The sequence below is a fragment of the Streptomyces sp. NPDC006923 genome, assembly GCF_040635655.1.
Lineage (GTDB): Bacteria > Actinomycetota > Actinomycetes > Streptomycetales > Streptomycetaceae > Streptomyces.
The window spans coordinates 126,610-152,653 of record NZ_JBEYIF010000013.1 but is presented as its reverse complement, the minus strand read 5'-3'; the positions used below and the strand labels follow the sequence as shown (position 1 = coordinate 152,653).

The following is a 26,044-nucleotide window of genomic DNA, read 5'->3' as shown; positions in this document are numbered from 1 at the left end:
CACCGGCGCCGTCGCCGCGGTGGAGCCGCGGCGGCGGCGTCGGTGTCCTCCGTATGCGGTTGTGGTTGTCCGCGCGGCGCCGTCTCCCCGAGTCGGACGGCGCCGAGCAGCTCTCGGCCTGGCTCAGCTCTCGGCCAGGATGTGAGAGAGCTCCGTATCGAGATCGAAGTGACGATGCTCGGTGCCGGGTGGCACCGCGGCGTCGGTCCGCTTGAGGAACGACTCCAGGGCCCGCGCCGGGGCCTCTAGTAGGGCTTCGCCCTCCGGGGAGCTCAAAGCAATGCAGACGACGCCCTGACCGTGACTGCGGGACGGCCAGACTCTGACGTCGCCGGTGCCGGTGGGCCGGTGCAGCCCCTCGGCGAGAAGATCGCGGGCGAAGACCCACTCGACCGTCTCTTCGGCTCCGGTGTGGAAGGTGGCGTGCACGGCATAAGGATCGGCCGTGTCATACCGCAGGCCCGCGGGTACAGGCAGTGAGGACTCGCTCGATACAACGAGGCGCAGGTGCAGCTCGCAGCTGACCGTGGTGTTCATAAGCGCCAGGGCCTTTCGCTCAGTGTGCGCTCGGGGATTCGCACGTCGGCGAAATCGACATGCCACCTACGGTGCCGTTGTAAACCCCTCTGTCTGTTTTGTGCTCCTTCAGGTACCTCGTACGGCGGTGTGCGACTTCGGGTCATACGGCCATTCCGGTGATGTGGCCCATTCCGGTAGGTTGGGCCTTATGCATGCGGAGAGTGACGACCGTGGCCGCACCGTGGTGCCGACGGCCGTGGAGCCCGAGGTGGAGCACGGGACGGCGGAGCGGGAGCTGGGCTCGCGCGCGCCGCGTTTCATCAGGGCGTCGAGAATGCTCCATCTGAGTTGGCAGGTCGGCGTCTTTGTCGTCGGTCTCGCCGTGGTCGGAGCGGGCATTGTCATGCTCCCGCTGCCGGGCCCGGGCTGGCTGGTGATCTTCGGCGGGATGGCCATCTGGGCGACCGAGTTCGTCTGGGCCCAGCTCGTGCTCCGCTGGACCAGGCACAAGGTCACGGAAGCGGCCCGCAAGGCCCTCGATCCCCGGGTGCGGCGGCGCAACATCATCCTCACCACCGTCGGCCTCGCGATGGTCGCCGTGCTGGTCTGGATCTACCTCTGGACGTTCGGGTTCGTCGTGCCCTGGAAGATCGACCAGTGACCCGGTACGCGGCGGGAAGCACCGGTGACATGGGGTAATGTATGCGGTGCGTCCGGGCGATTAGCTCAGTGGGAGAGCGCTTCGTTCACACCGAAGAGGTCACTGGTTCGAACCCAGTATCGCCCACCCGGAGCCGAGGCCCCGAAGACCGGTCAGGTCTTCGGGGCCTCGGTCGTACCGGCCGTCGGCGCCCGGGTCGTTCCGGGTGCGGCCACCGGATCCGGTTTGAAGGAAACCCGCCGGGGCCTGTATGGTTCAGTCCGTTCCCGGGCGATTAGCTCAGTGGGAGAGCGCTTCGTTCACACCGAAGAGGTCACTGGTTCGAACCCAGTATCGCCCACCGGGAGAGGCCGGTCCGTCGTCGACGGACCGGCCTTCGCGCGTTCCGGCCCACGCCGCGCGCGACGAACGGCTCAGGCGGCGGCCGGCAGGACGGCCCGGAGGCCGGGCGGGGCCTCCGGTGGCCCCGTGGAGGCTTGGTGTTGGCCCTGGGCCATGCGCAGAGTCGTGAACCGCGCCCTGGGCGGGTGGTGCGCTCGCACATCACCCGTAGGCAGGTTCTCATTCCTGGCGAGGCACTGCTACTCCCCGACCAGTGCGAGCATGCACCACACGACTTTGCCGCCGGTCGGTGGAAAGTAGTATCCCCACTCTTTCGAGACACTTTCCACGATGAACAGGCCGCGCCCGCTTTCTGCGCTCGGCGCTGAAAGCCCTTGATGCACAGGCGGCCGGACATCTGGGTCAGCAACCTCGACGATCAGGTGGGTACCGCGGTGCCGAAGGATCAATGCCAACCGAACAGGTCCGGTGGCCGGCGTGGCCGCGCTGACGTGCCGCACCGAGTTCGTCACCAGTTCGGAGACGACGAGGGTGGCCGTCTCGATGTGGTCGGACGGAACGCGCCAAATGCTCAGCACGTCACGTGCGTGTCGCCTCGCCCAACGCACCGCGTCTTTCTGGGCGGCGAGTTCCAATCGGCTGACAAAGTGTTGTGGGGTCACGTCGGCACTTCCTTGCGGTGTGCTGTTGGGGGTAAGTACCGCTAGGAGCTTGGAGGTTAAGACTGCCGGGATGTCATGGCGCCACCACATAAAGGGGTATGCATGGCATGCATGGACAGGGCCACTCTGGCGGCCTAGGGTCCGTAGGCTTGGCACGGGCGTACCGGCAAGGCCCTTACGGGGAGCAGCACATGGCACAGCAACAAGTCCGATACTGCGGCTGTGGCACGAGGCTCGCTCGCGACAACCAGGGCGATCAGTGCACGACCTGTCAACGCAAGGCCGCTGCTTCGGCTGTCGCCAACTCGCCAAGCGTTCCGTTTAAGTTCTGGCAACACGAACGTATGCGCGACGCGCTCGTCAGTTGGCATATGGGCCAGGTGTTCTACGCCTACCGCATACATCCGTGGCACGACCGTGTGGTGTCGCAGGAAGCCATGGCTACATGGCTCGACCTCAACCAGGCTCAGCTCAGCCGGATCGAGAGCGGCAAGCCACCACAAGACCTGGCCAAACTCATGAGGTGGGCGCATAGCCTGAAGATCCCGGCAGACCTCCTGTGGTTCAAGTTGCCCGAAGCCAAGCAGACCACCGCTACCGCAGTTGTTGCTCGGCCTCCCACGGAACTGCCGGCCACGAAGCCGGAGGCTTCACAAGGCGGCGGTTTGTTGCCGGTCGTGATCAACGGTCGGTCGGTGCTCGTGCCGGTAGATGCCGAGACCATCGCAGCGAGCGGGTTGGGCAGCTTGTTGTCTGGTCACCTGGCGGATGAGTCCGCCGCACGAGCCACAGAGCGGGACCCCATGAGCCCCTTGAATCGCCGTGCCCTCCTCAAAGGCGGGATCGCTGCGGTAGCACTGCCTGGTCTTGGGTTGGAAGAGCTTCAGCACGTTGCTCACGCCCTTGACGACGCACACAGCTACCTTGACGGTCCGGTCGTCGACTACTTCCGCCGTGTACTCGAAAAGGCCAAGCGTGACGATGGCGCGCTTGGCCCCAAAAAGACCCTGCCGGTCATGCTCGCACTGCTTGGTGCGATTGAGAGCCATGCTCGGGATGTGAAGCCGGACGTACGGCGCGAGCTGCTCGCCGTTGGCGCTGACGGGGCCGAGTTCGCTGGATGGCTGTACCGAGATATCCAGAAGCCGCAAGCGGCCGTGTTCTGGTACGACCGCGCGATGGAGTGGGCACAAGAAGCCGACAATGCGGCTATGCAGGGGTATCTGCTGCTCAAGAAGTCGCAGATGGCGTATGACGAACGTGATGCGCTGCGGATGCTGACGCTCGCCCAGGCGGCAGGGCACGATCGCTGGCGGCTGCCGACGCGGGTGCGAGCCGAGGTGACGCAGCAAGAAGCGCTCGGCCGGGCCATGCTCGGCGATCCGCTCGACGCGGTGCGCAGCCAACTTGCCCACGCAGAAACGTTGTTGACCAACGCATCCGATGACGGCGCAGATGCACTCGGGGCGTACTTCACCGGGCCCACCCGCTTGCTACGAGACGCCATCACGCTCACGGAAGCCGGAAAGCCGGGCCTCGCGGCCGACCTGTTCAGCGATGTACTCAACGCCGGAACGCTGTCCCGCCGCGACACCGGGTTCTTCAATGCCCGGCGGGCGGCGGCCCTGGCGCTCAGCGGCGAGCCAGACGAGGCCGCGAAGGTCGGCAAGGCGTCCGCAGCAGTCGGCACAGGAGGTGACGTCGGAGCGCACAGTGCATGTCCTCGGCGAAGTCCTACTGACCCTCGATCGGTGGCGCAGCCGGCCCGGCGTCCGAGAATTCCGCGAAACGCTTACGGCGCAGCGGTGAGCCAGTCCGCCACTGTACGGATGACGAACGCCTGGTAATCCTGACTCTTGGGGTCGAGGTACTGCGGGTCATCGTGGACGGCAAAACCGTGCTGCGACCCTTCCACGGGGACGAGTTGTACCGGGGCCGTGAAGCGGGCAACAGCGTTTCGCGACGACTCGAACGGCACCAACGTGTCAGCCGTGCCGTGCACGATGAGCGTCGGTGCCCGCACCTCACCCAGTGCCTCGTGGGGCTTGAGCCAGAACACCTCGTTCAACATCGGGCGGCCGTGGCGGAGTGTGGGAGTGAACTGGATGGCGCCGCGCTCGGTCAGCTCCGCCGCAGCCTCGTCACTGATGACGTCATCGGCCCAGTACCGGCGGCTATCGATGGTGCGTTTCTTGTAGTTGAGCTGCGGGTTGAACAGGACGAGGCGCGAGATCTCCTCGGGCCGCTTGGCGGTGTAGTAGGCGCATAGGCCGCCGCCGAAACTTGCGCCGAGCAGTGTGATGTCCTCGGCTCCTGTTGCTTCGCGGGCGTACGCCAGCACGACGCGGATGTCGTTGAGGATGCTGGAGAGCGTGAGCTCCTCCTGCCGGCCATCGCTCTGCCCGTGGCCGCGGAGATCGAAGCGCAGTGAAGCCACACCAGTCTCAGCCAGATCAGTCGCCAACCGGGTGAAGAAGCCACCCTCTTCGCGGGTCACTCCACCGCCATGGACGAGCACTACGGCACTCGTGGCCCGCTGGTCTGGTGTGACCAGCGTGCCCGCCAGATGGAGGCCGTCGAGGGTGCGGACGCTCGCGTCTGAAGTTGTCGGCATGGGGCCAGAGTAGTTTGAGAGGGACATGGCTGACAGGGCGTCTGGACATGCAGGGAGAGACACCGCCCGGAGGGGTGACGTATTCCCAGGCTTGACCTGTCGAAAGTCGCTTTACGAAACAGGGACGTAAGGGTATAGGTGAGATCATGATTGATCTCACTCCCGCTGTTAAGCTTGAATTGGCCCGTTGATGAGGTTGCGCTACACAGCTCCGTTCTGCCGCGCAGACCTTCAATCTGCTCTCGTGAAAGCGGATCAATACGCACGGCGACCCCACTGGCTTGCGCTCCTCCTCGGCTGCTGTTTGTCCTTGTGCGTCTGGCGCTTGTAGGCCGGTCCGTCATCGACGGACCGGCCTACGCGCGTTCCGGCCCACGCCGCGCGCAGGCCGGTCCGTCATCGACGGACCGGCCTACGCGCGTTCCGGCCCACGCCGCGCGCGACGGACGGCTCAGGCGGCGGCCGGCAGCTCCGGCCGCAGCGGCCATGCCGTGTCCACCGCCTCCTCCGCGCCGTTGCGGGCGAACCACGCCTGTAGACCCCGTGCCTGCGCCGCGTGCCAGACCGCCTGGAGCGTGTGCAGCTCCGCGGCGGTGAGCCGTTCCATCCGGGCCGCGAAACGCCGCCCCACCGCGCGTACCACCTCCAGCGCCGCCACCGCGTCGACGGCCGCGTCATGCGCCCCGTCCAGTTCGATCCCGTAATGGGCACAGAGATCGGTGAGCGTCCTGCGGCCCTTGCGGTAGCGGTCGAGATGCTTGTCGAGGACCCGGGGATCCAGCACGCACAGCGGGACGCTCTCCAGCGACCGGGCGAGTGAGGAGGCCCGGTGGCGGCGCAGTTCACGGTCGAGGATCGTCAGATCGAACGGCGCGTTCATCACGACGAGCGGCCGGCCCGCCGCGCACTGGTCGGCGAGCGCTCTGGCCATCTCCTCCACCGCCGGCGCCGGCCAGCGGCCGTTGCGGTGCAGGAAGTCGTCGGTGAGTCCGTGTATCTCGGTGGCCGCGGCCGGCACGGGCACCCCGGGATCTATCAACCACCGCGTCACGCGCGGCCGTACACCCGCCATGTCCTGGACGACCAGCGCGGCCGACACGATCCGGTCCTCCTCGACGTCCACCCCCGTCGTCTCGGTGTCGAATGCGGCCAACGGCCCCTCGTACCAACACGTCATGCCGAACTCCTCGCGCATACACGGCAGATGGCGTTCATCCACTGCCCGAACCGGTGATACCCGGACAGGTCACGCGGTACGCGCCGTTTAGGGCGAGTGCGGCGGGGCGACAACACAGGGGACGGGAAAGGAAGTTGACGGCCCGTCTCCGTCACTGATCGGTACGGCCCGGAAGGCCCTGAGCCATGGCGCTCGCTCAGCCCGAACCGGGCGGGCTGTTGCCGGAGCGGACAGCACCGCTGCGCGGAGCACTCGCCACCACCGCCTGCATGGAGACACTCCAGGTGGGCTACCTTCACGCAGTCGCGGCCGCCGCCGGCTGCTCCCTCAGCCAGCCGTTCCCGGACAACGGCATCGACTGGCACGTCAGTCACAGCGCGCCCGGACACACCGTCGACGACGAAGTCACCATCAAGGTGCAGCTCAAGTGCACCTACCAGATCCCACCGCGGCCGCAGGGACCGGCCTTCTCCTTCACCCTCGACAACGCGCACCTGGTGAAGCTCGCCCGGACTCCGGTCTCGGTGCACAAGATCCTGGTGGTGATGCTGGTGCCGAGGAGTCAGGACGACTGGCTGCGGGCCGGGCACGACCGGCTCGACCTCAGACACTGCTGCTACTGGACCAATCTGGCCGGCCATCCGGTCACCGGCCGGTACCGGACGACCGTGCGCGTCCCCACCGCGCGGATCTTCGACGACCGGGCGCTCTGCGAAATCATGACCCGCGTCGGGTCGGGAGGGAGACCGTGATGCACCGGCCGTCCGACGAGCCCGCCAACGAAGTGACGCCCTCCGACACCCGCCCCCGGCCGGACCACCCGGCGACGGACCCGGCGGGAGCCTGGGCCCCGGGAGCGGCGCCCGGCCCGGATCCCGCCGGGACCGATCCCGCCGTCCTCGGCGCCCTGCTCGCCCGGCACGGCTGGCGGCGGCGCGGCGGAGCCGCGGGCCGCTACGCCCGCTGGACACCACCGGGACCGGGCGGCGGCGGGACCAGCCTGATAGTGCCGGAGAACCGGGCCTTCCCCGACTGCGACGACCTGCTCGCCGAGGCCCTGACCGCGCTCGCGCGCAGCGCCGCCCCGTCCGCGCGTGAGGTGCTGGTCGGGCTCACCGTGCCCAGTGACGAGATCCGCTGGTGGCGCGACATACCGCCGGGCCCCTCGGGCGCGACGGCCTGGACCCTGGAGGAACAGCTCAGGTCGGCCGCCCGGCAGCTCCTGCTGGCCGGGGCGCTGGCGGTGCGCGGCCGGGCCGGGTATTACGGCGCACGCCACCGCAGGCAGGCCCAGGCGTCCCTCGAAGGGGTGCTGACCGGCCCCGGCGGCGCCGGTGGACGCGAGCTGACGGCCTTCCTGCCCGTGACGACCGGGCGGGCCGTCGCCGTACGGCTCCATCACGCGCTGTCCGCCGCCCGTGAGGCGACCGACTACCAGCGGGCCACCGGCGGTATGGAGGCATTCGACGCGGCGGTGGCCGCGGGGGTGAGCCGGGAGCTCACGGACGCCGTCGTGGCGCTCGTACGGGGTGCCGAGGGCGCCAGGATCGCCCTGGCGTGGGCGCCCGGCGCGGGGGTGCCCGAGGGATGCGCGGCCCGGCCGGAACCGGTGGAGTTCTCGCCCGGCGACCTGCCCGCCCTGCGCGAGGCGGGCAGACGCTATCTGCGGGACGAGCCGTCCATGCCGGTGCGGATCACCGGGGCGGTGATACGGATGCGGCGGGCGGGGCCGCGCGGCGAGGGGACCGTACGGCTGCGCGTCCTGGCCGGAGCGGAGATCCCGCACGTACGCGTGGCGCTCGACGAGGAGGCGTACCGCATCGCCGGGCACGCGCATCTGGTCGGCCTGCCGATCCGGGTGGCCGGCCGGCTGGAGAGCCGGGGCGGATTCCGCAGGCTCACCGACGCGAGCGGAGTGGTGCCCGTCCAGGTCGACGAGGCGGAGCGGGACCGGCTGATGAAGTCGCTCCAGGAGAATCTGGACTTCTTCGAGGAGGCGTGCGGCGGGGGCGACTGACGGCGGACACCCGCCAAACCGGTAAACCGTTTCGCGAGCGGTCCTCCCGGCTCGGTACGATTCGTAGTGCGCACGCGCCACGAATCGTGCGCACCCCTTCAGTCAGGAGAGACCGGTGTCAGACGTCCGTGTGGTCATCCAACGCGATTCCGAGCGGGAAGAGCGCGTGGTGACGACGGGCACTACGGCAGCCGAGCTTTTCCCCGGCGAGCGCGCCGTGATCGCCGCGCGCGTGGGCGGCGAGCTGAGAGATCTCGCCTATGTGATCGGTGACGGCGAGGTCGTCGAGCCCGTGGAGATCTCCTCCGAGGACGGTCTCAACATCCTCCGCCACTCCACCGCGCATGTCATGGCGCAGGCCGTGCAGGAGCTGTTCCCGGAGGCCAAGCTGGGCATCGGCCCGCCGGTCAAGGACGGCTTCTACTACGACTTCGACGTGGCGACCCCCTTCCAGCCCGATGACCTCAAGGCCATCGAGAAGAAGATGCAGGAGATCCAGAAGCGGGGCCAGCGGTTCTCCCGGCGCGTCGTCACCGACGAGGCGGCCCGCGAGGAGCTGGCCGACGAGCCCTACAAGCTGGAGCTCATCGGTATCAAGGGAGCCGCGTCGGCCGACGACGGCGCCGATGTCGAGGTGGGCGGCGGCGAGCTGACCATCTACGACAATCTGGACGCCAAGACGGGCGAGCTGTGCTGGAAGGACCTCTGCCGGGGTCCCCACCTGCCCAGCACCCGCAACATCCCGGCGTTCAAGCTGATGCGCAACGCCGCCGCGTACTGGCGGGGCAGCGAGAAGAACCCGATGCTCCAGCGCATCTACGGCACCGCGTGGCCGACGAAGGAAGAGCTCAAGGCGCATCTGGACTTCCTCGCCGAGGCCGAGAAGCGCGACCACCGCAAGCTCGGCAACGAGCTGGACCTCTTCTCCTTCCCGGAGGAGGTCGGCTCCGGCCTCGCGGTCTTCCACCCCAAGGGCGGCATCATCCGCCGCGCCATGGAGGACTACTCGCGCCGGCGGCACGAGGAGGAGGGGTACGAGTTCGTCTACACGCCGCACGCGACCAAGGGCGCCCTCTTCGAGAAGAGCGGGCACCTGGACTGGTACGCGGACGGCATGTACCCGCCCATGCAGCTCGACGAGGGCGTGGACTACTACCTCAAGCCCATGAACTGCCCCATGCACAACCTGGTCTTCGACGCGCGGGGCCGGTCCTACCGCGAACTGCCGCTGCGGCTCTTCGAGTTCGGGACCGTGTACCGGTATGAGAAGTCCGGCGTCGTGCACGGTCTGACCAGGGCCCGCGGCTTCACGCAGGACGACGCGCACATCTACTGCAGCCGCGAGCAGATGGCGGACGAGCTGGACTCGACGCTGACCTTCGTGCTGAACCTGCTGCGTGACTACGGCCTGACCGACTTCTATCTGGAGCTGTCCACCAAGGACCCCGAGAAGTTCGTCGGATCGGACGAGGCGTGGGAGGAAGCCACCGAGACGCTGCGCAAGGTGGCCGAGAAGCAGGGTCTGCCGCTGACCCCGGACCCGGGCGGCGCCGCGTTCTACGGGCCCAAGATCTCCGTGCAGGCACGGGACGCCATCGGCCGTACCTGGCAGATGTCGACCGTGCAGCTCGACTTCAACCTGCCGGAGCGCTTCAACCTGGAATACACCGCTCCCGACGGCTCCAAGCAGCGGCCGGTCATGATCCACCGTGCGCTGTTCGGTTCGATCGAGCGGTTCTTCGCCGTGCTGCTGGAGCACTACGCGGGCGCGTTCCCGGCGTGGCTGGCCCCGGTGCAGGCGGTGGGCATCCCGATCGGGGACGCGCACATCCCGTACCTCCAGGAGTTCGCGGCGGAGGCGCGGAAGCGCGGCCTGCGGGTCGATGTGGACGCCTCCTCGGACCGGATGCAGAAGAAGATCCGTAACCAGCAGCGGCAGAAGGTGCCGTTCATGGTCATCGTCGGCGACGAGGACATGAACGCGGGCACGGTCTCCTTCCGCTACCGCGACGGCACACAGAAGAACGGCATCCCCCGCGACGAGGCGATCGCCGAGATCGCCGACGTGGTGGAGCGCCGGATCCAGAACTGAGCGCCTGAGCCGGTTCCCGTACCGGCTGCGAGCCCGGCGAAGCCTCCGGGGAGTGTGCCGCTCCCTGGAGGCTTCGCCCTGTCCCCGGCCGGGAACAGCGGGGGCAGGCCCGGCGGCATCCTTCCCCGGGACGAAGTCATATGCTGCACAACATGACGAGTGAGCCGGAGCAGCAGATCGGAGTGGGGACCCAGGACGCGTTCCAGCGCCTGTGGACGCCCCATCGGATGGCCTACATCCAGGGCGAGAACAAGCCCACCGGGCCGGGCGCCGAGGACGGCTGCCCCTTCTGCTCCATCCCGTCGAAGTCGGACGAGGACGGCCTTGTCATCGCCCGTGGCGAGCGGGTCTACGCCGTCCTGAACCTGTATCCGTACAACGGCGGGCACCTGATGGTGGTGCCCTTCCGGCATGTCGCCGACTACACCGAGCTGGACGAGGCCGAGACCGCCGAGCTCGGCCTGTTCACCAAGCGGGCGATGACCGCGCTCCGGTCGGCGTCCGGAGCACACGGCTTCAATATCGGGATGAACCAGGGCGTGGCCGCCGGGGCCGGTATCGCGGCCCACCTGCACCAGCATGTGGTGCCGCGCTGGGGTGGCGACACCAACTTCATGCCCGTCGTCGGCCATACGAAGGTGCTGCCGCAGCTTCTCGCCGACACCAGGGTGATGCTCGCGGACGCCTGGCCCGAGGCCCCGTCCGGCGCATGACGCGGGGCCGCCCGGGCGGGCGGGTCCACGCCCGGCACGCCCGCCCGGAGGGCTTCGCTACGCGTCGTACGCGTCGACCTTCTTCGGCGACGGGTCCTGCACCGCGCCGATGAGGGACGACGAGCGGCTGCCGAAGCCTCCGGTGTCCACGCCGTGTTCGTCCAGCACCCGCATCGCCGCGCTGTGCGCCACACGCAGGACGGGGGTGGCGGCGCGCATCGCGTCGTCGGCCATGAAGCGGTGCCGCCAGGGCTGATCCGACCAGGCGTGGCGCAGTCCGAAGGGCTCGGGCAGGGTGAGCTTGCCGCCCAGGTGGTCGAGGATCGGCGGATACCAGGTGAACGGCGCGCGCACCGCGAGGCGCACCGCCTCGCGCGGCTCGACCAGCGGCAGTTGCCGCGAGGTGGTCTCCCAGAAGCGGACGGTCTTGGCGACCGTGACGGTCTTGGGCGAGGGCTTGGAGCTGAACAGGGAGTGCACCGGGCCCAGGGCGTAGCCGGAGACCTCGATACGCAGCGTCTCGTGCAGAACGGTGACCGTGATCATCATGGTGATCACCAACTGGCCGTCCCAGAGGGTGAACTGGACCCCGAGATAGTGGCGGTTGCCGCTGCCGAACTGCTGGTGATTGCAGATGCGCTGTATCTCGTGGCTCTTGACCTGGAAGGCGTCCACGTCCTGGCCCTCGGGCCTGGACACCGATCCGGCACCCTCACCGACCGCGGACACGATCCAGTGCTTGACCGAAGGGGTCGGGAAACCACCGGAGTTGAGCGGGCCGCGCTCCAGCAGCTTCATCTGGTCGTGGATCGCGCGTATCACGTCATAGCTGCGGAACTGGTGGATCTCCTTGCCGGCTTCCTTGGGCACCAACTGCTCGGCGAGCTGCCAGCTCCCCCAGCGGGTGCCCATGCCCAGGATGCCCTTGGGGCCGGCGTAGAAGACCACATTGGACCGCTGCTCGGCGGTGAGCTTCTCCAGATTCTGGCGCAGCGCCTCCCGGGAGGCGTCGCCCGGATTCCCGGGGACGGCCTCGGGGATCTTCGCGGCCGCGTTGCCGCCCGACAGCAGCGCGTCCCAGCGGGCGCGCAGGTCCTTGGCCGTCGCCTCGCAGATCCGCTTGGCCAGCCACCAGCCGACGACCGGAGCGACGATCATGCCGCGCAGGTACCAGCCCAGGACACCGGTGAACGGCAGCCGGATCAGGAAGATCACTGCCAGCACGGCCACGGCCAGCAGAAGGCCGGTGCCCAGCGCCCCGGAACGCCGGTCCTTCGCGCCGGCCAGGGTGCGGCGGAGCTGGAACACGCCCAGCCAGATCAGCAGGCCGGGCAGGAAGAGCACACCGGTCAGCGCGGTCACCGCGGTCAGCTTCTTGTCCCGCTCCTTGCGGATACGTGTCGCGGCCAGGCAGTGCTCGACCACGGAGCGGGGCTCCATACCGAAGGACTGGATGAGCGCGCCGCGGCCGCCGCCCAGCGTCCGGAGCTGCACGGCCCGGGAGAACGCCTCGCCGAGATTGGGTTCGAAGAGCGAGAATCTGCCCTTGGTCACCTTGGACTTGTGCCACTCGTTGTCGGCCTTGAGGATGTCCTCGACCGGACTGTCCCGGTATGCCGCCGAGGCAAGCGCCTGGGTGGCCGCGGTCTGCCCGTCCGAACCCTGGAGCGGGACCTGCGCCCCCAGGCTGAAGTCGAATCCGTCGTCCGCCACTGCCGTCCCCTCGCCGCAAGGACCCGCCGCCGCGATCCATTCCCGGTCCGCGGGCCCCGCACACTCGCTGGGCTGGGCACCACAGCGTAACCGGGGTGCCCGGTCCGCGTCATGGGAGATGGCGCTCTTTCGCCACCCCTGCCCGACGGAACCTCAGGAACCGCCCGGGCCACGGCGACCGGGCGGGCACCGCCGTCAACTACGCCATCACCTGGTCCTGTTCGCGGATCCGCTCCGCCGGCGCCGGCGGCATGGGTTCGTGGCGCGCGTACGAGCGGCTGAATCGGCCCGTGCCGTGCGAGACGGACCGCAGATCCACCGCGTACCGTCCGATCTCCAGCTCCGGGGCCTCGGCCCGGACCAGGGTCCGTCCCGGGCCCGCCGGTTCGGTGCCGACGACCCGGCCGCGCCGCCCCGACAGATCGCTCATCACCGGCCCCACGTACTCGTCCGGGACCAGCACCAGCACCTCGGCGACCGGCTCCAGCAGATGGACGGGCGCCTCGCCGGCCGCTTCGCGCAGCGCCAGCGCGCCCGCCGTCTGGAACGCGGCGTCGGAGGAGTCCACCGAGTGGGCCTTCCCGTCGAGCAGGGTGACCCGGATGTCCACGAGCGGACGGCCCGCCGCGACACCGCGCGCCGCCTGGGCCCTGACGCCCTTCTCGACGGAGGCGACGAACTGCCTCGGCACCGCGCCGCCCACCACCTTGTCGACGAACTCCACACCGGAGCCGGGCGGCAGCGGATCCACCTCGATCTCGCAGATCGCGAACTGGCCGTGGCCGCCCGACTGCTTCACATGACGGCCGCGCCCCGCCCCGCTCGCACCGAAGGTCTCCCGCAGCGCCACCCGGTACGGCACGGCGTCGACCTGGACGCCGTACCGGTTGCGCAGCCGGTCCAGCGCCACATCCCGGTGGGCCTCGCCCAGGCACCAGAGCACGATCTGGCCGGTGTCGGGATTCTGCTCCAGACGCATGGTCGGGTCCTCGGCCACCAGCCGCGCCAGCCCCTGGGACAGCCGGTCCTCGTCCGCCTTGCTGTGGGCCTCGACCGCGAGCGGCAGCAGCGGATCGGGCTGGGGCCAGGGAGCCATCAGCAGCGGATCGTCCCTGGCGGACAGGGTGTCTCCGGTCTCGGCGCGGGACAGCTTCCCGACGCAGGCGAGATCCCCGGCGGTACAGTGCGGAAGGACCCGCTGCTGTTTGCCGAACGGCGAGGACAGCGTGCCGATCCGTTCCTCGACGTCATGGTCCTCGTGTCCCCGGTCCGTGAGACCGTGCCCGGACACATGGACCGTGTCGTCCGGTCGCAGGGTGCCGGAGAAGACCCGTACGAGGGACATCCGTCCGACGTAGGGATCGGAAGCGGTCTTGACCACCTCGGCCACGAGCGGGCCGTCCGGATCGCAGTGGACCGCCGGGCGCGGGACGCCCTCCGGGGTGGTGACCGCCGGGGCCGGGCGCTCCAGCGGTGTGGGGAAACCGCTGGTGATCAGCTCCAGCAGCTCGACGGTGCCCAGTCCGTGCCGGCCGCCGGGCGGCGCGGGCGCCGCCGCGAGCACCGGATGGAAGACCCCGCGCGCCACCGCCTTCTCCAGGTCCTCGGTCAGCGCCTCGGGACCGAGCTCGCCGCCACCGAGATAGCGGTCCATGAGGGTCTCGTCCTCGCTCTCCGAGACGATCCCCTCGATCAGCCGGTTGCGGGCCTCCTCCAGCAGGGCTGCCTGACGCGGGTCCGGAGCGGTCTCCCGGCGCTCCCCGGAGGAGTAGTCGAAGACCTTCCGGGGCAGCAGGCCGACCAGCCCGGTGGCCGGAGCGTGTCCGTCCGGCCCCTCCGCGCCGTGCACCGGGAGGCAGAGCGGCAGTACGGCGTCGGGATCCTCGCCGCCGAAGATCCGCGCGCAGACCCGGGTCATCTCGTCGAAGCCGGTGCGCGCCGTGTCGAGATGGGTCACGACGATCGCGCGCGGCAGGCCGGCCGCCGCGCACTCCTCCCACACGGTGCGGTTCGCGCCCGCCAGGGCCTCCGCCTCCTGGGCGGCCGACACCACGAAAAGAGCCGCGTCCGCCGCTCGCAGACCGGCTCTCAGTTCCCCGGTGAAGTCGGCGTAGCCGGGGGTGTCCAGCAGGTTGATCTTGCATCCGTCCCATTCCACCGGGACGAGGGAGAGCTGTACGGAACGCCGGCGGCGGTGCTCCATCTCGTCGTAGTCGGAGACCGTCGTACCGTCCTCGACCCGTCCCGCCCGGTTGACCGCTCCCGCCGTGAGCGCGAGGGCCTCGACGAGGGTGGTCTTGCCCGAGCCGCTGTGGCCGACCAGCGCCACGTTCCGCAGGGACGCGGGCCGGTCGGCCGTCGGAGCCCTGCCGGCGGCCCCGGGATGTGTGTGCGCCTTGTCGCCCATGGTCCTTGCCTCCCGATCGGTCACACGGTGAGGAGATGAGCCAGGCGCGGGCGCGAAGCCACGGGGCAGCTCCGGTGGTGCCCGCGGTGGTCCTTCGAGCTTCGCACTCCCGTCACGGTGCGTCCATCCGTCGTACCGGGGGGCCTGCCCAGGGTGCGCGGCGGTGCGCCGTGGCCGTCCTGGCTACGATGGGCCCGCCGACGGCCGCAGGGGCCACTCGGCCCACCGAACCTCGGGAAGGCCATGCTGAACAAGTACGCGCGTGCATTCTTCACGCGTGTCCTCACGCCGTTCGCCGCATTTCTGCTCCGTCGCGGAGTCAGCCCTGATGCGGTCACGCTCATCGGTACGGCCGGAGTGATGGCGGGGGCGCTGGTCTTCTTCCCTCGCGGGGAGTTCTTCTGGGGCACCATCGTGATCACCCTCTTCGTCTTCTCCGATCTCGTCGACGGCAATATGGCGCGGCAGGCGGGCATCTCCAGCCGCTGGGGCGCGTTCCTGGACTCGACGCTGGACCGGGTCGCGGACGGCGCGATCTTCGGTGGCTTCGCGCTCTGGTACGCGGGCAGCGGCGACAACAATGTGCTGTGCGCCGTCGCGATCTTCTGTCTGGCCAGCGGCCAGGTCGTCTCGTACACGAAGGCGCGCGGTGAGTCGATCGGGCTGCCAGTCGCCGTGAACGGACTGGTCGAGCGCGCGGAGCGGCTGGTCATCTCGCTCGTCGCGGCCGGTCTCGCCGGGCTGGGCGCCTTCGGTGTCCCCGGGATCGGGATCCTGCTGCCGATCGCGCTGTGGATCGTGGCCGTCGGCAGTGCGGTGACACTCGGCCAGCGGGTCGTCACGGTGCGGCGGGAATCGGCCGAGGCCGATGCCGCGGCCGGCCGCGCGCCGACGCCGGGCGGTACCTCGCGGGGGAGCGGGACCACGTCATGAGCGGCGCGCGGGACCGGATGACCGACACCCTGTACGGGCTCGGCTGGAGCACGGTCAAGAAGCTGCCCGAGCCGGCGGCGGCCGCCCTCGGCCGTACCGTCGCGGACACCGCGTGGCGCCGGCGCGGCACGAGCGTGCTGCGCCTGGAGTCCAATCTGGCACGGGTCGTGCCCGATGCCGGGCCCGAGCGGCTGGCCGCTCTGTCCAGGGCGGGGATGCGTTCGTACATGCGCTACTGGATGGAGTCGTTCCGGCTGCCCACCTGGAGCGCGGAGCGTGTGCGCGACGGGGTCGAGGTCAAGGAGCTCGACCTGCTGAAGGACGGTCTGGCGTCCGGCCGGGGCGTCGTGCTGGCGCTGCCGCACCTGGCCAACTGGGACCTGGCCGGTGTCTGGGTCACCCGGGCGCTGGGAGTGCCGTTCACGACGGTCGCCGAGCGGCTGAAGCCCGAGACGCTGTTCGACCGTTTTGTCGCCTATCGCGAGGGCCTGGGCATGGAGGTGCTGCCGCACACCGGCGGCTCCGCCTTCGGCACCCTCGCGCGGCGGCTGCGGGAGGGCGGCCTGGTCTGTCTGGTCGCCGACCGTGATCTCTCGTCCTCCGGGGTCGAGGTCGGCTTCTTCGGGGAGAGGGCCAGGATGCCGGGCGGTCCCGCGCTGCTGGCCCAGCACACCGGGGCGCTGCTGCTGCCGGTGACGCTGTGGTACGACGATTCGCCGGTGATGCGGTGCCGAGTGCATCCGCCGGTCGATGTCCCCGGGACAGGCAGCCGCGCCGAGAAGACGTCTGTCATGGCACAGGCGGTGGCCGACGTCTTCGCCACCGGCATCGCCGAACATCCGGAGGACTGGCACATGCTGCAGCGACTGTGGCTCGCGGATCTCGAACCCGGGCGGACGCGCCCCGGCGGGAGCCCTCAGTGAAGATCGGCATCGTCTGCCCCTACTCGTGGGACGTGCCGGGTGGCGTCCAGTTCCACATCAGGGATCTGGCGGAGCATCTGATCCGGCAGGGGCACTCGGTGTCCGTGCTGGCGCCGGCCGACGACGAGACACCGCTGCCACCCTATGTCGTCTCGGCCGGCCGGGCCGTGCCCGTCCCGTACAACGGCTCCGTCGCGAGGCTGAACTTCGGCTTTCTGTCGGCGGCGCGGGTGCGGCGCTGGCTGCACGACGGCACCTTCGACGTGATCCACATCCATGAGCCGACCTCCCCGTCGCTGGGGCTGCTCGCCTGCTGGGCCGCGCAGGGGCCGATCGTCGCGACCTTCCACACCTCCAACCCGCGGTCGCGGGCGATGATCGCCGCGTATCCGATCCTGCAGCCGGCGCTGGAGAAGATCAGCGCGCGGATCGCCGTGAGCGAGTACGCGCGGCGCACGCTGGTCGAGCACCTCGGGGGCGACGCGGTCGTGATCCCCAACGGGGTCGATGTCGAGTTCTTCGCCAAGGCCGAGATCAATCCGGCCTGGCAGGGCGGCACGATCGGCTTCATAGGGCGGATCGACGAGCCCCGCAAGGGGCTGCCGGTGCTGATGAGGGCTCTGCCGAAGATCCTCGCCGCCCGGCCGGAGACCCGGCTGCTGGTGGCGGGGCGCGGGGACGAGGTGGAGGCGGTCGAGTCGCTGCCCCGGCAGATGCGGTCGCGGGTCGAATTTCTCGGGATGGTGAGCGACGAGGAGAAGGCGCGGCTGCTGCGCAGCGTGGACCTGTATGTCGCGCCGAACACCGGCGGGGAGAGCTTCGGCATCATCCTGGTCGAGGCGATGTCGGCGGGCGCGGCGGTACTGGCCAGCGATCTGGACGCGTTCGCACAGGTCCTGGACCAGGGTGCGGCGGGCGAACTGTTCACGAACGAGGACGCGGACGCGCTGGCGGGCGCGGCGGTACGGCTGCTGGGCGACCCCGCGCGGCGGGCCGGGCTGCGCGAGCGGGGGAGCGCGCATGTGCGGCGCTTCGACTGGTCGACGGTGGGGGCGGACATCCTGGCGGTGTACGAGACGGTGACGGACGGGGCGGCCTCGGTGGCCACGGACGAACGGTCCGGGCTGCGGGCCAGGTTCGGGCTGGCGCGGGACTGAACCATGTGGCCGCGCCGCTCGGACACGGGGTGCGCGGCGGTCCGGTGAAGACATCCACCCGGTGCGTCCGCGCCGCCCCGGTAGCCTGCCGTCCGTGATCGAAACCATCATCTGGATCGTCCTCGGCGTCATCGCGATCGGGCTCTATCTGAGCTGGACCGCCGGCCGTCTCGACCGGCTGCACGCGCGGATCGACGCCGCCCGGGCCGCGCTCGACGCGCAGTTGCTGCGCCGCGCGTCGGTCACCCAGGAGCTGGCCACGTCCGGTGTCCTCGACCCCGCCGCGTCCATCGTGCTGTATCAGGCGGCGCACGCGGCCCGGCAGGCGGAGGAGGAGCAGCGGGAGGTCGCGGAGAGCGAACTGAGCCAGGCGCTGCGGGCCGTGTTCGGTGAGACCGCGCAGGTCGAAGCCGTACAGGCCGCTCCGGGAGGCGAGGAGGCGGCGGGTGAACTCGCCGCCGCGGTACGGCGCGTGCCGATGGCCCGGCGCTTCCACAACGACGCCGTACGCGCGGCACGCGCCCTGCGGCGGCACCGCACGGTGCGCTGGTTCCGGCTGGCCGGGCACGCGCCGTTCCCGCTCGCCTTCGAGATGGACGACGGGCCGCCGGTCGCGCTGGCAGACCGGCCCGGCACCTGAGCCCGTCCGGCGGCCCGACGGGCTCTGGGCGCGCAGAACGATCCACCGGCTGTTCATTGGCCCTTGCTGTGGACCGGTGCGCGGCGTTTGCTGGGGGGATATTCATCGTTTTCCCCCTGTGAGGTCGCTCAGTGTCCACCACGCTTCCCACCACCCCCCAGACCCCTGAGACCGGCACCGCGCGCGTCAAGCGCGGAATGGCCGAGCAGCTCAAGGGCGGCGTGATCATGGACGTCGTCACCCCGGACCAGGCGAAGATCGCCGAGGACGCCGGCGCGGTGGCCGTGATGGCCCTGGAGCGGGTCCCGGCCGACATCCGCAAGGACGGCGGCGTCGCCCGGATGTCCGACCCGGACATGATCGAGGGCATCATCGAGGCCGTCTCGATCCCGGTCATGGCCAAGTCCCGGATCGGGCACTTCGTCGAGGCCCAGGTCCTCCAGTCGCTCGGAGTGGACTACATCGACGAGTCCGAGGTGCTGACCCCGGCCGACGAGGTCAACCACTCGGACAAGTGGGCCTTCACCACCCCCTTCGTCTGTGGCGCCACCAATCTCGGCGAGGCCCTGCGGCGCATCGCCGAGGGCGCCGCCATGATCCGCTCCAAGGGCGAGGCCGGCACCGGCAATGTCGTCGAGGCGGTCCGTCATCTGCGCCAGATCAAGAATGAGATCGCCCGGCTGCGCGGCTTCGACAACAACGAGCTGTACGCCGCCGCCAAGGAGCTGCGGGCTCCGTACGAGATCGTCAAGGAGGTGGCCGCGCTCGGGAAGCTGCCGGTGGTGCTCTTCTCCGCGGGCGGTGTCGCCACCCCCGCCGACGCCGCGCTGATGCGCCAGCTCGGCGCCGAGGGAGTCTTCGTGGGCTCGGGCATCTTCAAGTCGGGCGACCCGGCCAAGCGCGCCGCGGCGATCGTGAAGGCCACCACCTTCTACGACGACCCGAAGATCATCGCGGACGCCTCCCGGAACCTGGGTGAGGCCATGGTCGGCATCAACATCGACACCCTGCCCGAGGCCGAGCACTACGCGAAGCGCGGCTGGTAAGCACCGATGAGCGACCCTGTGATCGGAGTCCTGGCCCTCCAGGGCGACGTCCGGGAACATCTGGCGGCCCTGGCCGCGGCGGGCGCCGTGGCCAGGACCGTCCGGCGCCCCGAGGAACTCGCCGAGGCCGACGGGCTGGTGATCCCCGGCGGCGAGTCCACCACGATGTCCAAACTGGCCGCGCTGTTCGGCATGCTGGAACCGCTGCGGTCGCGGGTGCGGGCCGGAATGCCGGTGTACGGCACCTGCGCCGGGCTGATCATGCTGGCCGAGAAGATCATCGACCCGCGGTCCGGCCAGGAGACGATCGGCGGGATCGACATGATCGTCCGCCGGAACGCCTTCGGCCGGCAGAACGAGTCCTTCGAGGCGGCCGTCGAGGTCGCCGGGGTCGGCGGCGGCCCCGTCGAAGGGGTCTTCATCCGGGCCCCGTGGGTCGAGTCGGTCGGTGCCGAGGTCCAGGTGCTCGCCGAGTACGGGGGCCATGTCGTCGCCGTACGGCAGGGCAACGCCCTCGCGACCTCGTTCCACCCGGAACTCACCGGGGACCACCGTCTGCACCGGTTCTTCACCGACATGGTGCGCGCCGCCGGGTGACCGTGTCCCGGTAGGATCTCTGCCGAACGGAGCAGAACCGGTTACGCGAAGGAGACAGGCAGATGTCCGGCCACTCTAAATGGGCTACGACGAAGCACAAGAAGGCCGTGATCGATGCCAAGCGCGGCAAGCTCTTCGCGAAGCTGATCAAGAATATCGAGGTCGCGGCCCGCACCGGTGGCGCTGACATCGACGGCAACCCGACCCTCTTCGACGCCATCCAGAAGGCGAAGAAGAGTTCGGTGCCGAACAAGAACATCGACTCGGCGGTCAAGCGCGGCGCCGGCCTGGAGGCCGGTGGCGCCGACTACGAGACGATCATGTACGAGGGCTACGGCCCGAACGGCGTCGCGGTGCTCATCGAGTGCCTCACCGACAACCGCAACCGCGCGGCTTCCGACGTCCGCGTCGCGATGACCCGCAACGGCGGCTCGATGGCCGACCCGGGCTCCGTCTCGTACCTGTTCAACCGCAAGGGCGTCGTGATCGTCCCCAAGGGTGAACTGGGCGAGGACGATGTCCTGGGCGCCGTCCTGGACGCGGGCGCCGAGGAGGTCAACGACATCGGCGAGTCCTACGAGGTGCTCAGCGAGGCCACCGACCTGGTCGCGGTGCGCACCGCGCTCCAGGAGGCCGGCATCGACTACGACTCCGCGGACGCCAACTTCGTGCCGACCATGCAGGTCGAGCTGGACGAGGAGGGCGCACGCAAGATCTTCAAGCTGATCGACGCCCTGGAGGACAGCGACGACGTCCAGAACGTCTTCGCCAACTTCGACGTCTCGGACGAAGTGATGGAGAAGGTCGACGCCTGAGCGTCCGGATCTGAGGCGCCTTCATCTGACGGGCCGACGGGGACACACCCGTCGGCCCGCGGCGTTGTCAGTGGCTACAGATACTGTGCTGATCAGGCGTTCTGCCCGGCGGCAGGACCGATGACCGAGAGTGCGTGGCCGGAGAGTGGGGGCGCGATGCGGGTGCTGGGTGTCGACCCCGGGCTGACCCGGTGCGGCGTGGGCGTTGTCGAGGGCACGGCGGGGCGCCCGCTGCGGATGCTCGGGGTCGGTGTGGTCCGTACGCCGGCGGACGCGGAGGTCGGCATGCGGCTGGTCGAGATCGAGCGGGGCATAGACGCCTGGCTCGACGAACACCAGCCCGAACTCGTCGCCGTGGAGCGGGTGTTCAGCCAGCACAATGTGCGTACGGTGATGGGCACCGCCCAGGCCAGCGCGGTCGCCATGCTCTGCGCCTCGCGCCGGGGCATCCCCGTCGCCCTGCACACCCCCAGTGAGGTCAAGGCCGCCGTCACCGGCAGCGGCCGGGCGGACAAGGCCCAGGTCGGCGCGATGGTGACCAGGCTGCTGCGGCTGGACGCCCCGCCGAAGCCGGCCGACGCCGCGGACGCCCTCGCGCTCGCCATCTGCCACATCTGGCGTGCCCCCGCCATGAACCGCCTCCAGCAGGCGCAGGCGGCGGCCCGCTCGTCCCGTATCCCCACCACCGCACCTGTCCGGAAGGTTCCCCGATGATCGCCTTCGTCAGCGGCCCGGTCGCCGCCCTCGCCCCGACCACGGCCGTGATCGAGGTCGGAGGCATCGGCATGGCCGTCCAGTGCACCCCGGGCACCCTCGCCGGGCTGCGCGTCGGCCAGGACGCCAGGCTCGCCACCTCCCTCGTCGTGCGGGAGGACTCGCTCACCCTGTACGGCTTCGCGGACGACGACGAACGCCAGGTGTTCGAGCTGTTGCAGACCGCGAGCGGGGTCGGCCCCCGGCTGGCCCAGGCGATGCTCGCCGTCCACGCCCCGGACACGCTGCGGACGGCGGTGTCCACCGGCGACGAGAAGGCGCTGACGGCGGTCCCCGGCATCGGCAAGAAGGGCGCCCAGAAGCTTCTGCTGGAGCTCAAGGACCGGCTCGGCGAGCCGGTCCGCGCCGGAGTGGTCCGGCAGGCCACCGGCCCCGCCTCCTGGAGCGACCAGCTCCACGCGGCCCTGATCGGCCTCGGTTACGCGACCCGGGAGGCCGAGGAGGCGGTCGCCCTGGTCACGCCCCAGGCCGAGGCCGCGCTGGCCGGAGGGACGCAGCCGCCCGTGCCGCAGCTCCTGCGCGCGGCGCTCCAGAGCCTGAACAGAACACGTTGAGCGGCCACCGGCCGAGCCGTACTTCCATGGGGCCGTCCTGGGACGCGCCGACTCCCCGAGGTGAGACTGAGTGAACTGGGACGACACCAGCAGCGAGACGCACACGGCCGCCGACGCCGCCGAGCGGCTCGTGGGCGCGTCCGCGGACGGCGAGGACCAGGCCGTCGAAGCCGCGCTGCGCCCCAAGTCGCTGCACGAGTTCGTGGGACAGGAGCGGGTCCGCGAGCAGCTCGACCTGGTGCTCAAGGCGGCCCTGGCGCGCGGGGCCAGCGCCGATCATGTGCTGCTCTCCGGGGCGCCCGGCCTCGGCAAGACCACTCTCTCCATGATCATCGCGGCCGAGATGAACGCCCCGATCCGCATCACCTCGGGCCCCGCCATCCAGCACGCGGGTGATCTCGCGGCCATCCTCTCCTCCCTCCAGGAGGGTGAAGTCCTCTTTCTCGACGAGATCCACCGGATGTCCCGGCCCGCCGAGGAAATGCTCTACATGGCCATGGAGGACTTCCGGGTCGACGTGATCGTGGGCAAGGGCCCGGGCGCCACCGCCATCCCGCTGGAACTGCCTCCGTTCACCCTGGTCGGCGCGACCACCCGGGCCGGACTGCTGCCGCCCCCGCTGCGCGACCGCTTCGGTTTCACCGGCCACATGGAGTTCTACGAGAGCGCCGAGCTGGAGCGTGTCATCCACCGTTCGGCCCAGCTCCTCGATCTGGAAATCGACGCCGAGGGCGCCGCCGAGATCGCCGGCCGGTCCCGGGGCACGCCCCGGATCGCCAACCGGCTGCTACGCCGAGTGCGTGATTATGCCCAGGTCAAGGCGGACGGGCGGATCAACCGCGAGGTGGCGGCGGTCGCCCTCGCGGTGTACGAGGTCGACGCCCGGGGGCTCGACCGCCTCGACCGTGCCGTGCTCCAAGCGCTGCTCAAGCTGTTCGGCGGCGGTCCGGTGGGCCTGTCGACCCTGGCCGTGGCCGTGGGCGAGGAGCGCGAGACGGTCGAGGAAGTGGCGGAGCCGTTCCTGGTGCGGGAGGGGCTTCTCGCCCGTACTCCGCGTGGCCGAGTGGCCACACCCGCGGCCTGGACACACCTCGGACTCGTGCCCCCGCAGCAGGCGCCGGGGACGGGCGGACAACAGGGCATGTTCGGGATGTGACGGCAAGCACGTCGCCCCCTCAGGAACCCCGGTGCGATGCTGGGCGTTGTTCCAACGATGCGGACTCGCTTAGACTCCGCCGATGCCACCCTTCCGGGTCGGCGTACCCACCCCCGTATATCAGGCCGTTCCCCATCGCGGTCGTGCGAAGGAAGTTCCCTCCCGTGAGTCTCGTGACCCTCCTCCCCTTCATCGTGCTCATCGGGGCCATGTTCCTGATGACCCGGTCCGCCAAGAAGAAGCAGCAGGCGGCGGCGCAGATGCGCAGCGACATGCAGCCCGGCACCGGCGTCCGGACGATCGGGGGCATGTACGCCACCGTCAAGGAGGTGCACGACGACATGGTCCTCCTGGAGGTCGCGCCCGGCGTTCACGCCGTCTACGCGAAGAACGCCATCGGCGCCGTGCTGGACGACGACGAGTACAACCGCATCGTGCACGGTGACGACGCCCTCAAGGCGGACGACCCGATCGTGCCGGACGACGCCTCCTCGCTGACCGGTACGGCCGACGCCGCGGACTCCCCGGCCGACGCCAAGATCGACCTGGGCAAGAAGCCCGAGGCCGACGGCGCCGAGCCCAAGGACGGCAAGGCCGACGGCGACACCGGCGCGAAGTAGTCAGTCTGTGTCGGCGGTCCGTCCAGCGGCCCTCCGCGGCTGATGGCCCGTTCCGATTTCTTCGGGGGCAGGTCCCCACAACACTTCGTGGCCGCTCCGGGCACACCCGGCGTGGGGCGGTTGGACAGGGAGAAACGAGAAGGTGGCAGCACCTAATAAGGGCCGCAGGCAAGCGGGGTCCCCAGGCAGGCCGGGGCGCACCCTGGCACTGTTCCTGATTGCCATGGTCGCCCTCACCGGCGGGATGTTCTGGTCCGGTCATGTCACGCCACGTCTGGGGATCGACCTCGCGGGCGGCACGAGCATCACGCTCCAGGCGAAGAACACGCCGGGCAAGCCGAACGCGATCAACAAGACCAATATGGACACCGCCGTCAGCATCATGGAACGGCGTGTCAACGGTCTGGGCGTCTCCGAGGCCGAGGTCCAGACCCAGGGCCCCGAGAACATCATCGTCAACATCCCCCGGGGCACCAACGAGAAGCAGGCCAGGGACCAGGTCGGCACAACCGCCCAGCTCTACTTCCGGCCGGTGCTGACCGTCGCGCCCGGCACTCCGACCGCTCCGCAGCCCGCGCCCAGCGGCTCTCCCAGCCCGTCGGCGAGCGCCGACAAGGCCGAGAGCCCGGACAAGGCCGGGGAGCCCTCCGGGTCCTCGGAGCCCTCCGCGAGCGCGACCACTCAGGGCCGGGCCGTCACGGACGCCCTGAAGGAGGACGCGACACCCACTCCGGGCGCCTCCGCCTCGGGCAAGCCCGCCGACCCGCCGAACCCGCAGCCGTCCGGCCAGCCGACTCCCGACCCGGCCTCCGCCGCTCTGGAGAAGAAGTTCATGGACCTGGACTGCACCAAGCAGTCCTCGCGCACCGCGGTCAACCAGGACGCCGCGCCCAAGGACACCATCGCGGCCTGTGGCCAGGACGGCTCGGGCCAGTGGCAGAAGTACATCCTCGGCCCGGCCGAGCTGGAGGGCACGGACGTCGACGACGCCAAGGGTGTCCTCGATCCGCAGCGCAACATGTGGATCGTCACGATGGACTTCACCGGTGGCGGCACGAAGAAGTTCCAGTCGATCACGGGCAAGCTCTCGCAGCAGCAGGCGCCGATGAACCAGTTCGCCATCGTGCTGGACGGCAATGTCGTCTCGGCGCCCTCGGTGAGCCAGACCCTCGGCGGCAGCGCCGAGATCTCCGGCAGCTTCAATCAGCAGTCCGCCCAGGACCTGGGCAACATCCTGTCCTACGGCGCGCTGCCCCTGAGCTTCGACGTGGCGAGCGCCACCACCGTCACCGCAGCGCTCGGCGGTGAGCAGCTCCACGCCGGTCTGATCGCCGGTGCGATCGGTCTCGCCCTGGTCATCATCTACCTGGTGACGTACTACCGCGGCCTCTCGCTGATCGCCATCCTCAGCCTCGGCGCCTCCGCGATCATGACGTACACGATCATGGCTCTGCTCGGCCCCGGTATCGGGTTCGCGCTGAACCTGCCCGCGGTCTGCGGCGCGATCGTCGCCATCGGTATCACCGCGGACTCCTTCATCGTGTACTTCGAAAGGATCCGGGACGAGATCCGGGAGGGCCGTACGCTCCGTCCGGCCGTCGAGCGCGCCTGGCCGCGTGCCCGGCGCACCATCCTGGTCTCCGACTTCGTGTCGTTCCTCGCCGCCGCCGTGCTCTTCGTCGTCACGGTCGGCAAGGTCCAGGGCTTCGCCTTCACCCTCGGTCTGACGACCGTCCTCGACGTGGTCGTGGTGTTCTTCTTCACCAAGCCGGTGATGACGATCCTCGCCCGCAAGAAGTTCTTCGCCAGCGGTCATTCCTGGTCCGGACTGGACCCGAAGCGGCTCGGCGCCAAGCCGCCGCTGCGCCGCGCCCGCCGTGTCAGCGCCCCCACCGACCCGAAGGAGGCGTGA

The 26,044-nt window shown here is 69.9% G+C and carries 24 protein-coding genes and 2 tRNA genes; 20 read left to right on the top strand and 6 right to left on the bottom strand.

The annotated features are described in order from the left end of the window. Positions 1 to 123: 123 nt before the first annotated feature. Complete coding sequence (locus ABZ707_RS25030; RefSeq protein ID WP_003959770.1) at positions 124 to 537, bottom strand: SsgA family sporulation/cell division regulator; 414 nt, start codon at positions 535 to 537, stop codon at positions 124 to 126. 190 nt (positions 538 to 727) lie between these two features. On the opposite strand from ABZ707_RS25030, the gene ABZ707_RS25025 reads away from it, so the two are divergent. The 3 genes from ABZ707_RS25025 to ABZ707_RS25015 all read left to right on the top strand — a co-directional run bounded on the left by ABZ707_RS25025 (position 728) and on the right by ABZ707_RS25015 (position 1,520). Beyond that, positions 728 to 1,180 (top strand): TIGR02611 family protein, encoded by a 453-nt coding sequence (locus ABZ707_RS25025; RefSeq protein WP_360179061.1) that lies wholly within the window; start codon positions 728 to 730, stop codon positions 1,178 to 1,180. Positions 1,181 to 1,234: 54 nt separating this feature from the next. After that, positions 1,235 to 1,306, top strand: a tRNA-Val gene (locus ABZ707_RS25020). 142 nt (positions 1,307 to 1,448) lie between these two features. Further along, positions 1,449 to 1,520 (top strand) — tRNA-Val (locus ABZ707_RS25015). Positions 1,521 to 1,761: 241 nt separating this feature from the next. On the opposite strand, the gene ABZ707_RS25010 is transcribed toward ABZ707_RS25015, so the two are convergent. Next, positions 1,762 to 2,184, bottom strand: coding sequence for an ATP-binding protein (locus ABZ707_RS25010; protein WP_360179059.1), 423 nt, complete (start codon positions 2,182 to 2,184; stop codon positions 1,762 to 1,764). 191 nt (positions 2,185 to 2,375) lie between these two features. On the opposite strand from ABZ707_RS25010, the gene ABZ707_RS25005 reads away from it, so the two are divergent. Next, positions 2,376 to 4,031, top strand: a complete 1,656-nt coding sequence (locus ABZ707_RS25005; RefSeq protein ID WP_360179057.1) for an XRE family transcriptional regulator — start codon at positions 2,376 to 2,378, stop codon at positions 4,029 to 4,031. Here ABZ707_RS25005 and ABZ707_RS25000 read toward each other — a convergent pair. Both ABZ707_RS25000 and ABZ707_RS24995 read right to left on the bottom strand, forming a co-directional pair. Beyond that, a complete protein-coding gene (locus ABZ707_RS25000) occupies positions 3,977 to 4,798 on the bottom strand; it encodes an alpha/beta fold hydrolase (protein WP_360179055.1) in 822 nt (273 codons plus the stop codon). The two genes, ABZ707_RS25005 and ABZ707_RS25000, sit on opposite strands and share 55 nt — an antisense overlap. A gap of 451 nt (positions 4,799 to 5,249) precedes the next feature. Further along, positions 5,250 to 5,975 (bottom strand): 3'-5' exonuclease, encoded by a 726-nt coding sequence (locus tag ABZ707_RS24995; RefSeq protein WP_360179053.1) that lies wholly within the window; start codon positions 5,973 to 5,975, stop codon positions 5,250 to 5,252. A gap of 185 nt (positions 5,976 to 6,160) precedes the next feature. On the opposite strand from ABZ707_RS24995, the gene ABZ707_RS24990 reads away from it, so the two are divergent. From ABZ707_RS24990 to ABZ707_RS24975, 4 genes are all read left to right on the top strand, one after another. Continuing rightward, positions 6,161 to 6,727 (top strand): DUF4365 domain-containing protein, encoded by a 567-nt coding sequence (locus tag ABZ707_RS24990; protein WP_360179051.1) that lies wholly within the window; start codon positions 6,161 to 6,163, stop codon positions 6,725 to 6,727. Further along, positions 6,727 to 7,992 carry a hypothetical protein gene (locus ABZ707_RS24985; protein ID WP_360179049.1) on the top strand — a complete coding sequence of 422 codons (1,266 nt, stop codon included), beginning with the start codon at positions 6,727 to 6,729 and terminating at the stop codon, positions 7,990 to 7,992. The genes ABZ707_RS24990 and ABZ707_RS24985 overlap by 1 nt, the downstream gene beginning before the upstream one ends. A gap of 115 nt (positions 7,993 to 8,107) precedes the next feature. Continuing rightward, positions 8,108 to 10,084: a threonine--tRNA ligase gene (gene thrS, locus ABZ707_RS24980; RefSeq protein WP_360179047.1), complete on the top strand. Its 1,977-nt coding sequence runs from the start codon at positions 8,108 to 8,110 to the stop codon at positions 10,082 to 10,084. A gap of 140 nt (positions 10,085 to 10,224) precedes the next feature. Next, the gene (locus ABZ707_RS24975; RefSeq protein WP_360179045.1) at positions 10,225 to 10,797 is read left to right on the top strand and encodes an HIT domain-containing protein; all 573 of its coding nucleotides are present in this window, start codon (positions 10,225 to 10,227) and stop codon (positions 10,795 to 10,797) included. Between the two features lie 57 nt (positions 10,798 to 10,854). Here ABZ707_RS24975 and ABZ707_RS24970 read toward each other — a convergent pair whose 3' ends face one another. Together ABZ707_RS24970 and ABZ707_RS24965 are read right to left on the bottom strand one after the other, a co-directional pair. Further along, on the bottom strand, positions 10,855 to 12,510 hold the full coding sequence (locus ABZ707_RS24970) for a hypothetical protein (protein ID WP_360179043.1): 1,656 nt from the start codon (positions 12,508 to 12,510) through the stop codon (positions 10,855 to 10,857). 199 nt (positions 12,511 to 12,709) lie between these two features. Beyond that, positions 12,710 to 14,917 (bottom strand): elongation factor G-like protein EF-G2, encoded by a 2,208-nt coding sequence (locus tag ABZ707_RS24965; protein ID WP_360179097.1) that lies wholly within the window; start codon positions 14,915 to 14,917, stop codon positions 12,710 to 12,712. Positions 14,918 to 15,160: 243 nt separating this feature from the next. Between ABZ707_RS24965 and pgsA the strand changes: the two genes are divergently transcribed. The 12 genes from pgsA to secD all read left to right on the top strand — a co-directional run bounded on the left by pgsA (position 15,161) and on the right by secD (position 26,044). Further along, positions 15,161 to 15,850 (top strand): phosphatidylinositol phosphate synthase, encoded by a 690-nt coding sequence (gene pgsA, locus ABZ707_RS24960; protein WP_360179041.1) that lies wholly within the window; start codon positions 15,161 to 15,163, stop codon positions 15,848 to 15,850. Then, on the top strand, positions 15,847 to 16,773 hold the full coding sequence (locus ABZ707_RS24955) for a phosphatidylinositol mannoside acyltransferase (protein WP_360179039.1): 927 nt from the start codon (positions 15,847 to 15,849) through the stop codon (positions 16,771 to 16,773). The genes pgsA and ABZ707_RS24955 overlap by 4 nt, the downstream gene beginning before the upstream one ends. Further along, positions 16,770 to 17,930 (top strand): glycosyltransferase family 4 protein, encoded by a 1,161-nt coding sequence (locus ABZ707_RS24950; RefSeq protein ID WP_360179037.1) that lies wholly within the window; start codon positions 16,770 to 16,772, stop codon positions 17,928 to 17,930. Before ABZ707_RS24955 ends, ABZ707_RS24950 begins: the two co-directional genes overlap by 4 nt. A 94-nt stretch (positions 17,931 to 18,024) precedes the next feature. Beyond that, entirely contained in the window at positions 18,025 to 18,570 is a 546-nt protein-coding gene (locus ABZ707_RS24945; RefSeq protein WP_360179035.1) for a hypothetical protein, read from the top strand. A 131-nt stretch (positions 18,571 to 18,701) separates the two neighbouring features. After that, positions 18,702 to 19,616, top strand: coding sequence for a pyridoxal 5'-phosphate synthase lyase subunit PdxS (gene pdxS / locus ABZ707_RS24940; protein WP_360179033.1), 915 nt, complete (start codon positions 18,702 to 18,704; stop codon positions 19,614 to 19,616). 6 nt (positions 19,617 to 19,622) lie between these two features. Further along, the gene (gene pdxT, locus ABZ707_RS24935) at positions 19,623 to 20,213 is read left to right on the top strand and encodes a pyridoxal 5'-phosphate synthase glutaminase subunit PdxT (RefSeq protein ID WP_360179031.1); all 591 of its coding nucleotides are present in this window, start codon (positions 19,623 to 19,625) and stop codon (positions 20,211 to 20,213) included. Positions 20,214 to 20,275: 62 nt separating this feature from the next. Then, positions 20,276 to 21,028 carry a YebC/PmpR family DNA-binding transcriptional regulator gene (locus tag ABZ707_RS24930; protein WP_360179029.1) on the top strand — a complete coding sequence of 251 codons (753 nt, stop codon included), beginning with the start codon at positions 20,276 to 20,278 and terminating at the stop codon, positions 21,026 to 21,028. A gap of 156 nt (positions 21,029 to 21,184) precedes the next feature. After that, complete coding sequence (gene ruvC, locus ABZ707_RS24925) at positions 21,185 to 21,742, top strand: crossover junction endodeoxyribonuclease RuvC (protein WP_360179095.1); 558 nt, start codon at positions 21,185 to 21,187, stop codon at positions 21,740 to 21,742. Beyond that, positions 21,739 to 22,356, top strand: coding sequence for a Holliday junction branch migration protein RuvA (ruvA, locus tag ABZ707_RS24920; RefSeq protein ID WP_360179027.1), 618 nt, complete (start codon positions 21,739 to 21,741; stop codon positions 22,354 to 22,356). Before ruvC ends, ruvA begins: the two co-directional genes overlap by 4 nt. 70 nt (positions 22,357 to 22,426) lie before the next feature. Continuing rightward, on the top strand, positions 22,427 to 23,512 hold the full coding sequence (gene ruvB, locus ABZ707_RS24915; RefSeq protein WP_360179025.1) for a Holliday junction branch migration DNA helicase RuvB: 1,086 nt from the start codon (positions 22,427 to 22,429) through the stop codon (positions 23,510 to 23,512). A gap of 164 nt (positions 23,513 to 23,676) precedes the next feature. Further along, positions 23,677 to 24,132 (top strand): preprotein translocase subunit YajC, encoded by a 456-nt coding sequence (gene yajC / locus ABZ707_RS24910; protein WP_360179023.1) that lies wholly within the window; start codon positions 23,677 to 23,679, stop codon positions 24,130 to 24,132. Between the two features lie 142 nt (positions 24,133 to 24,274). Further along, positions 24,275 to 26,044: a protein translocase subunit SecD gene (secD, locus tag ABZ707_RS24905; protein WP_360179021.1), complete on the top strand. Its 1,770-nt coding sequence runs from the start codon at positions 24,275 to 24,277 to the stop codon at positions 26,042 to 26,044.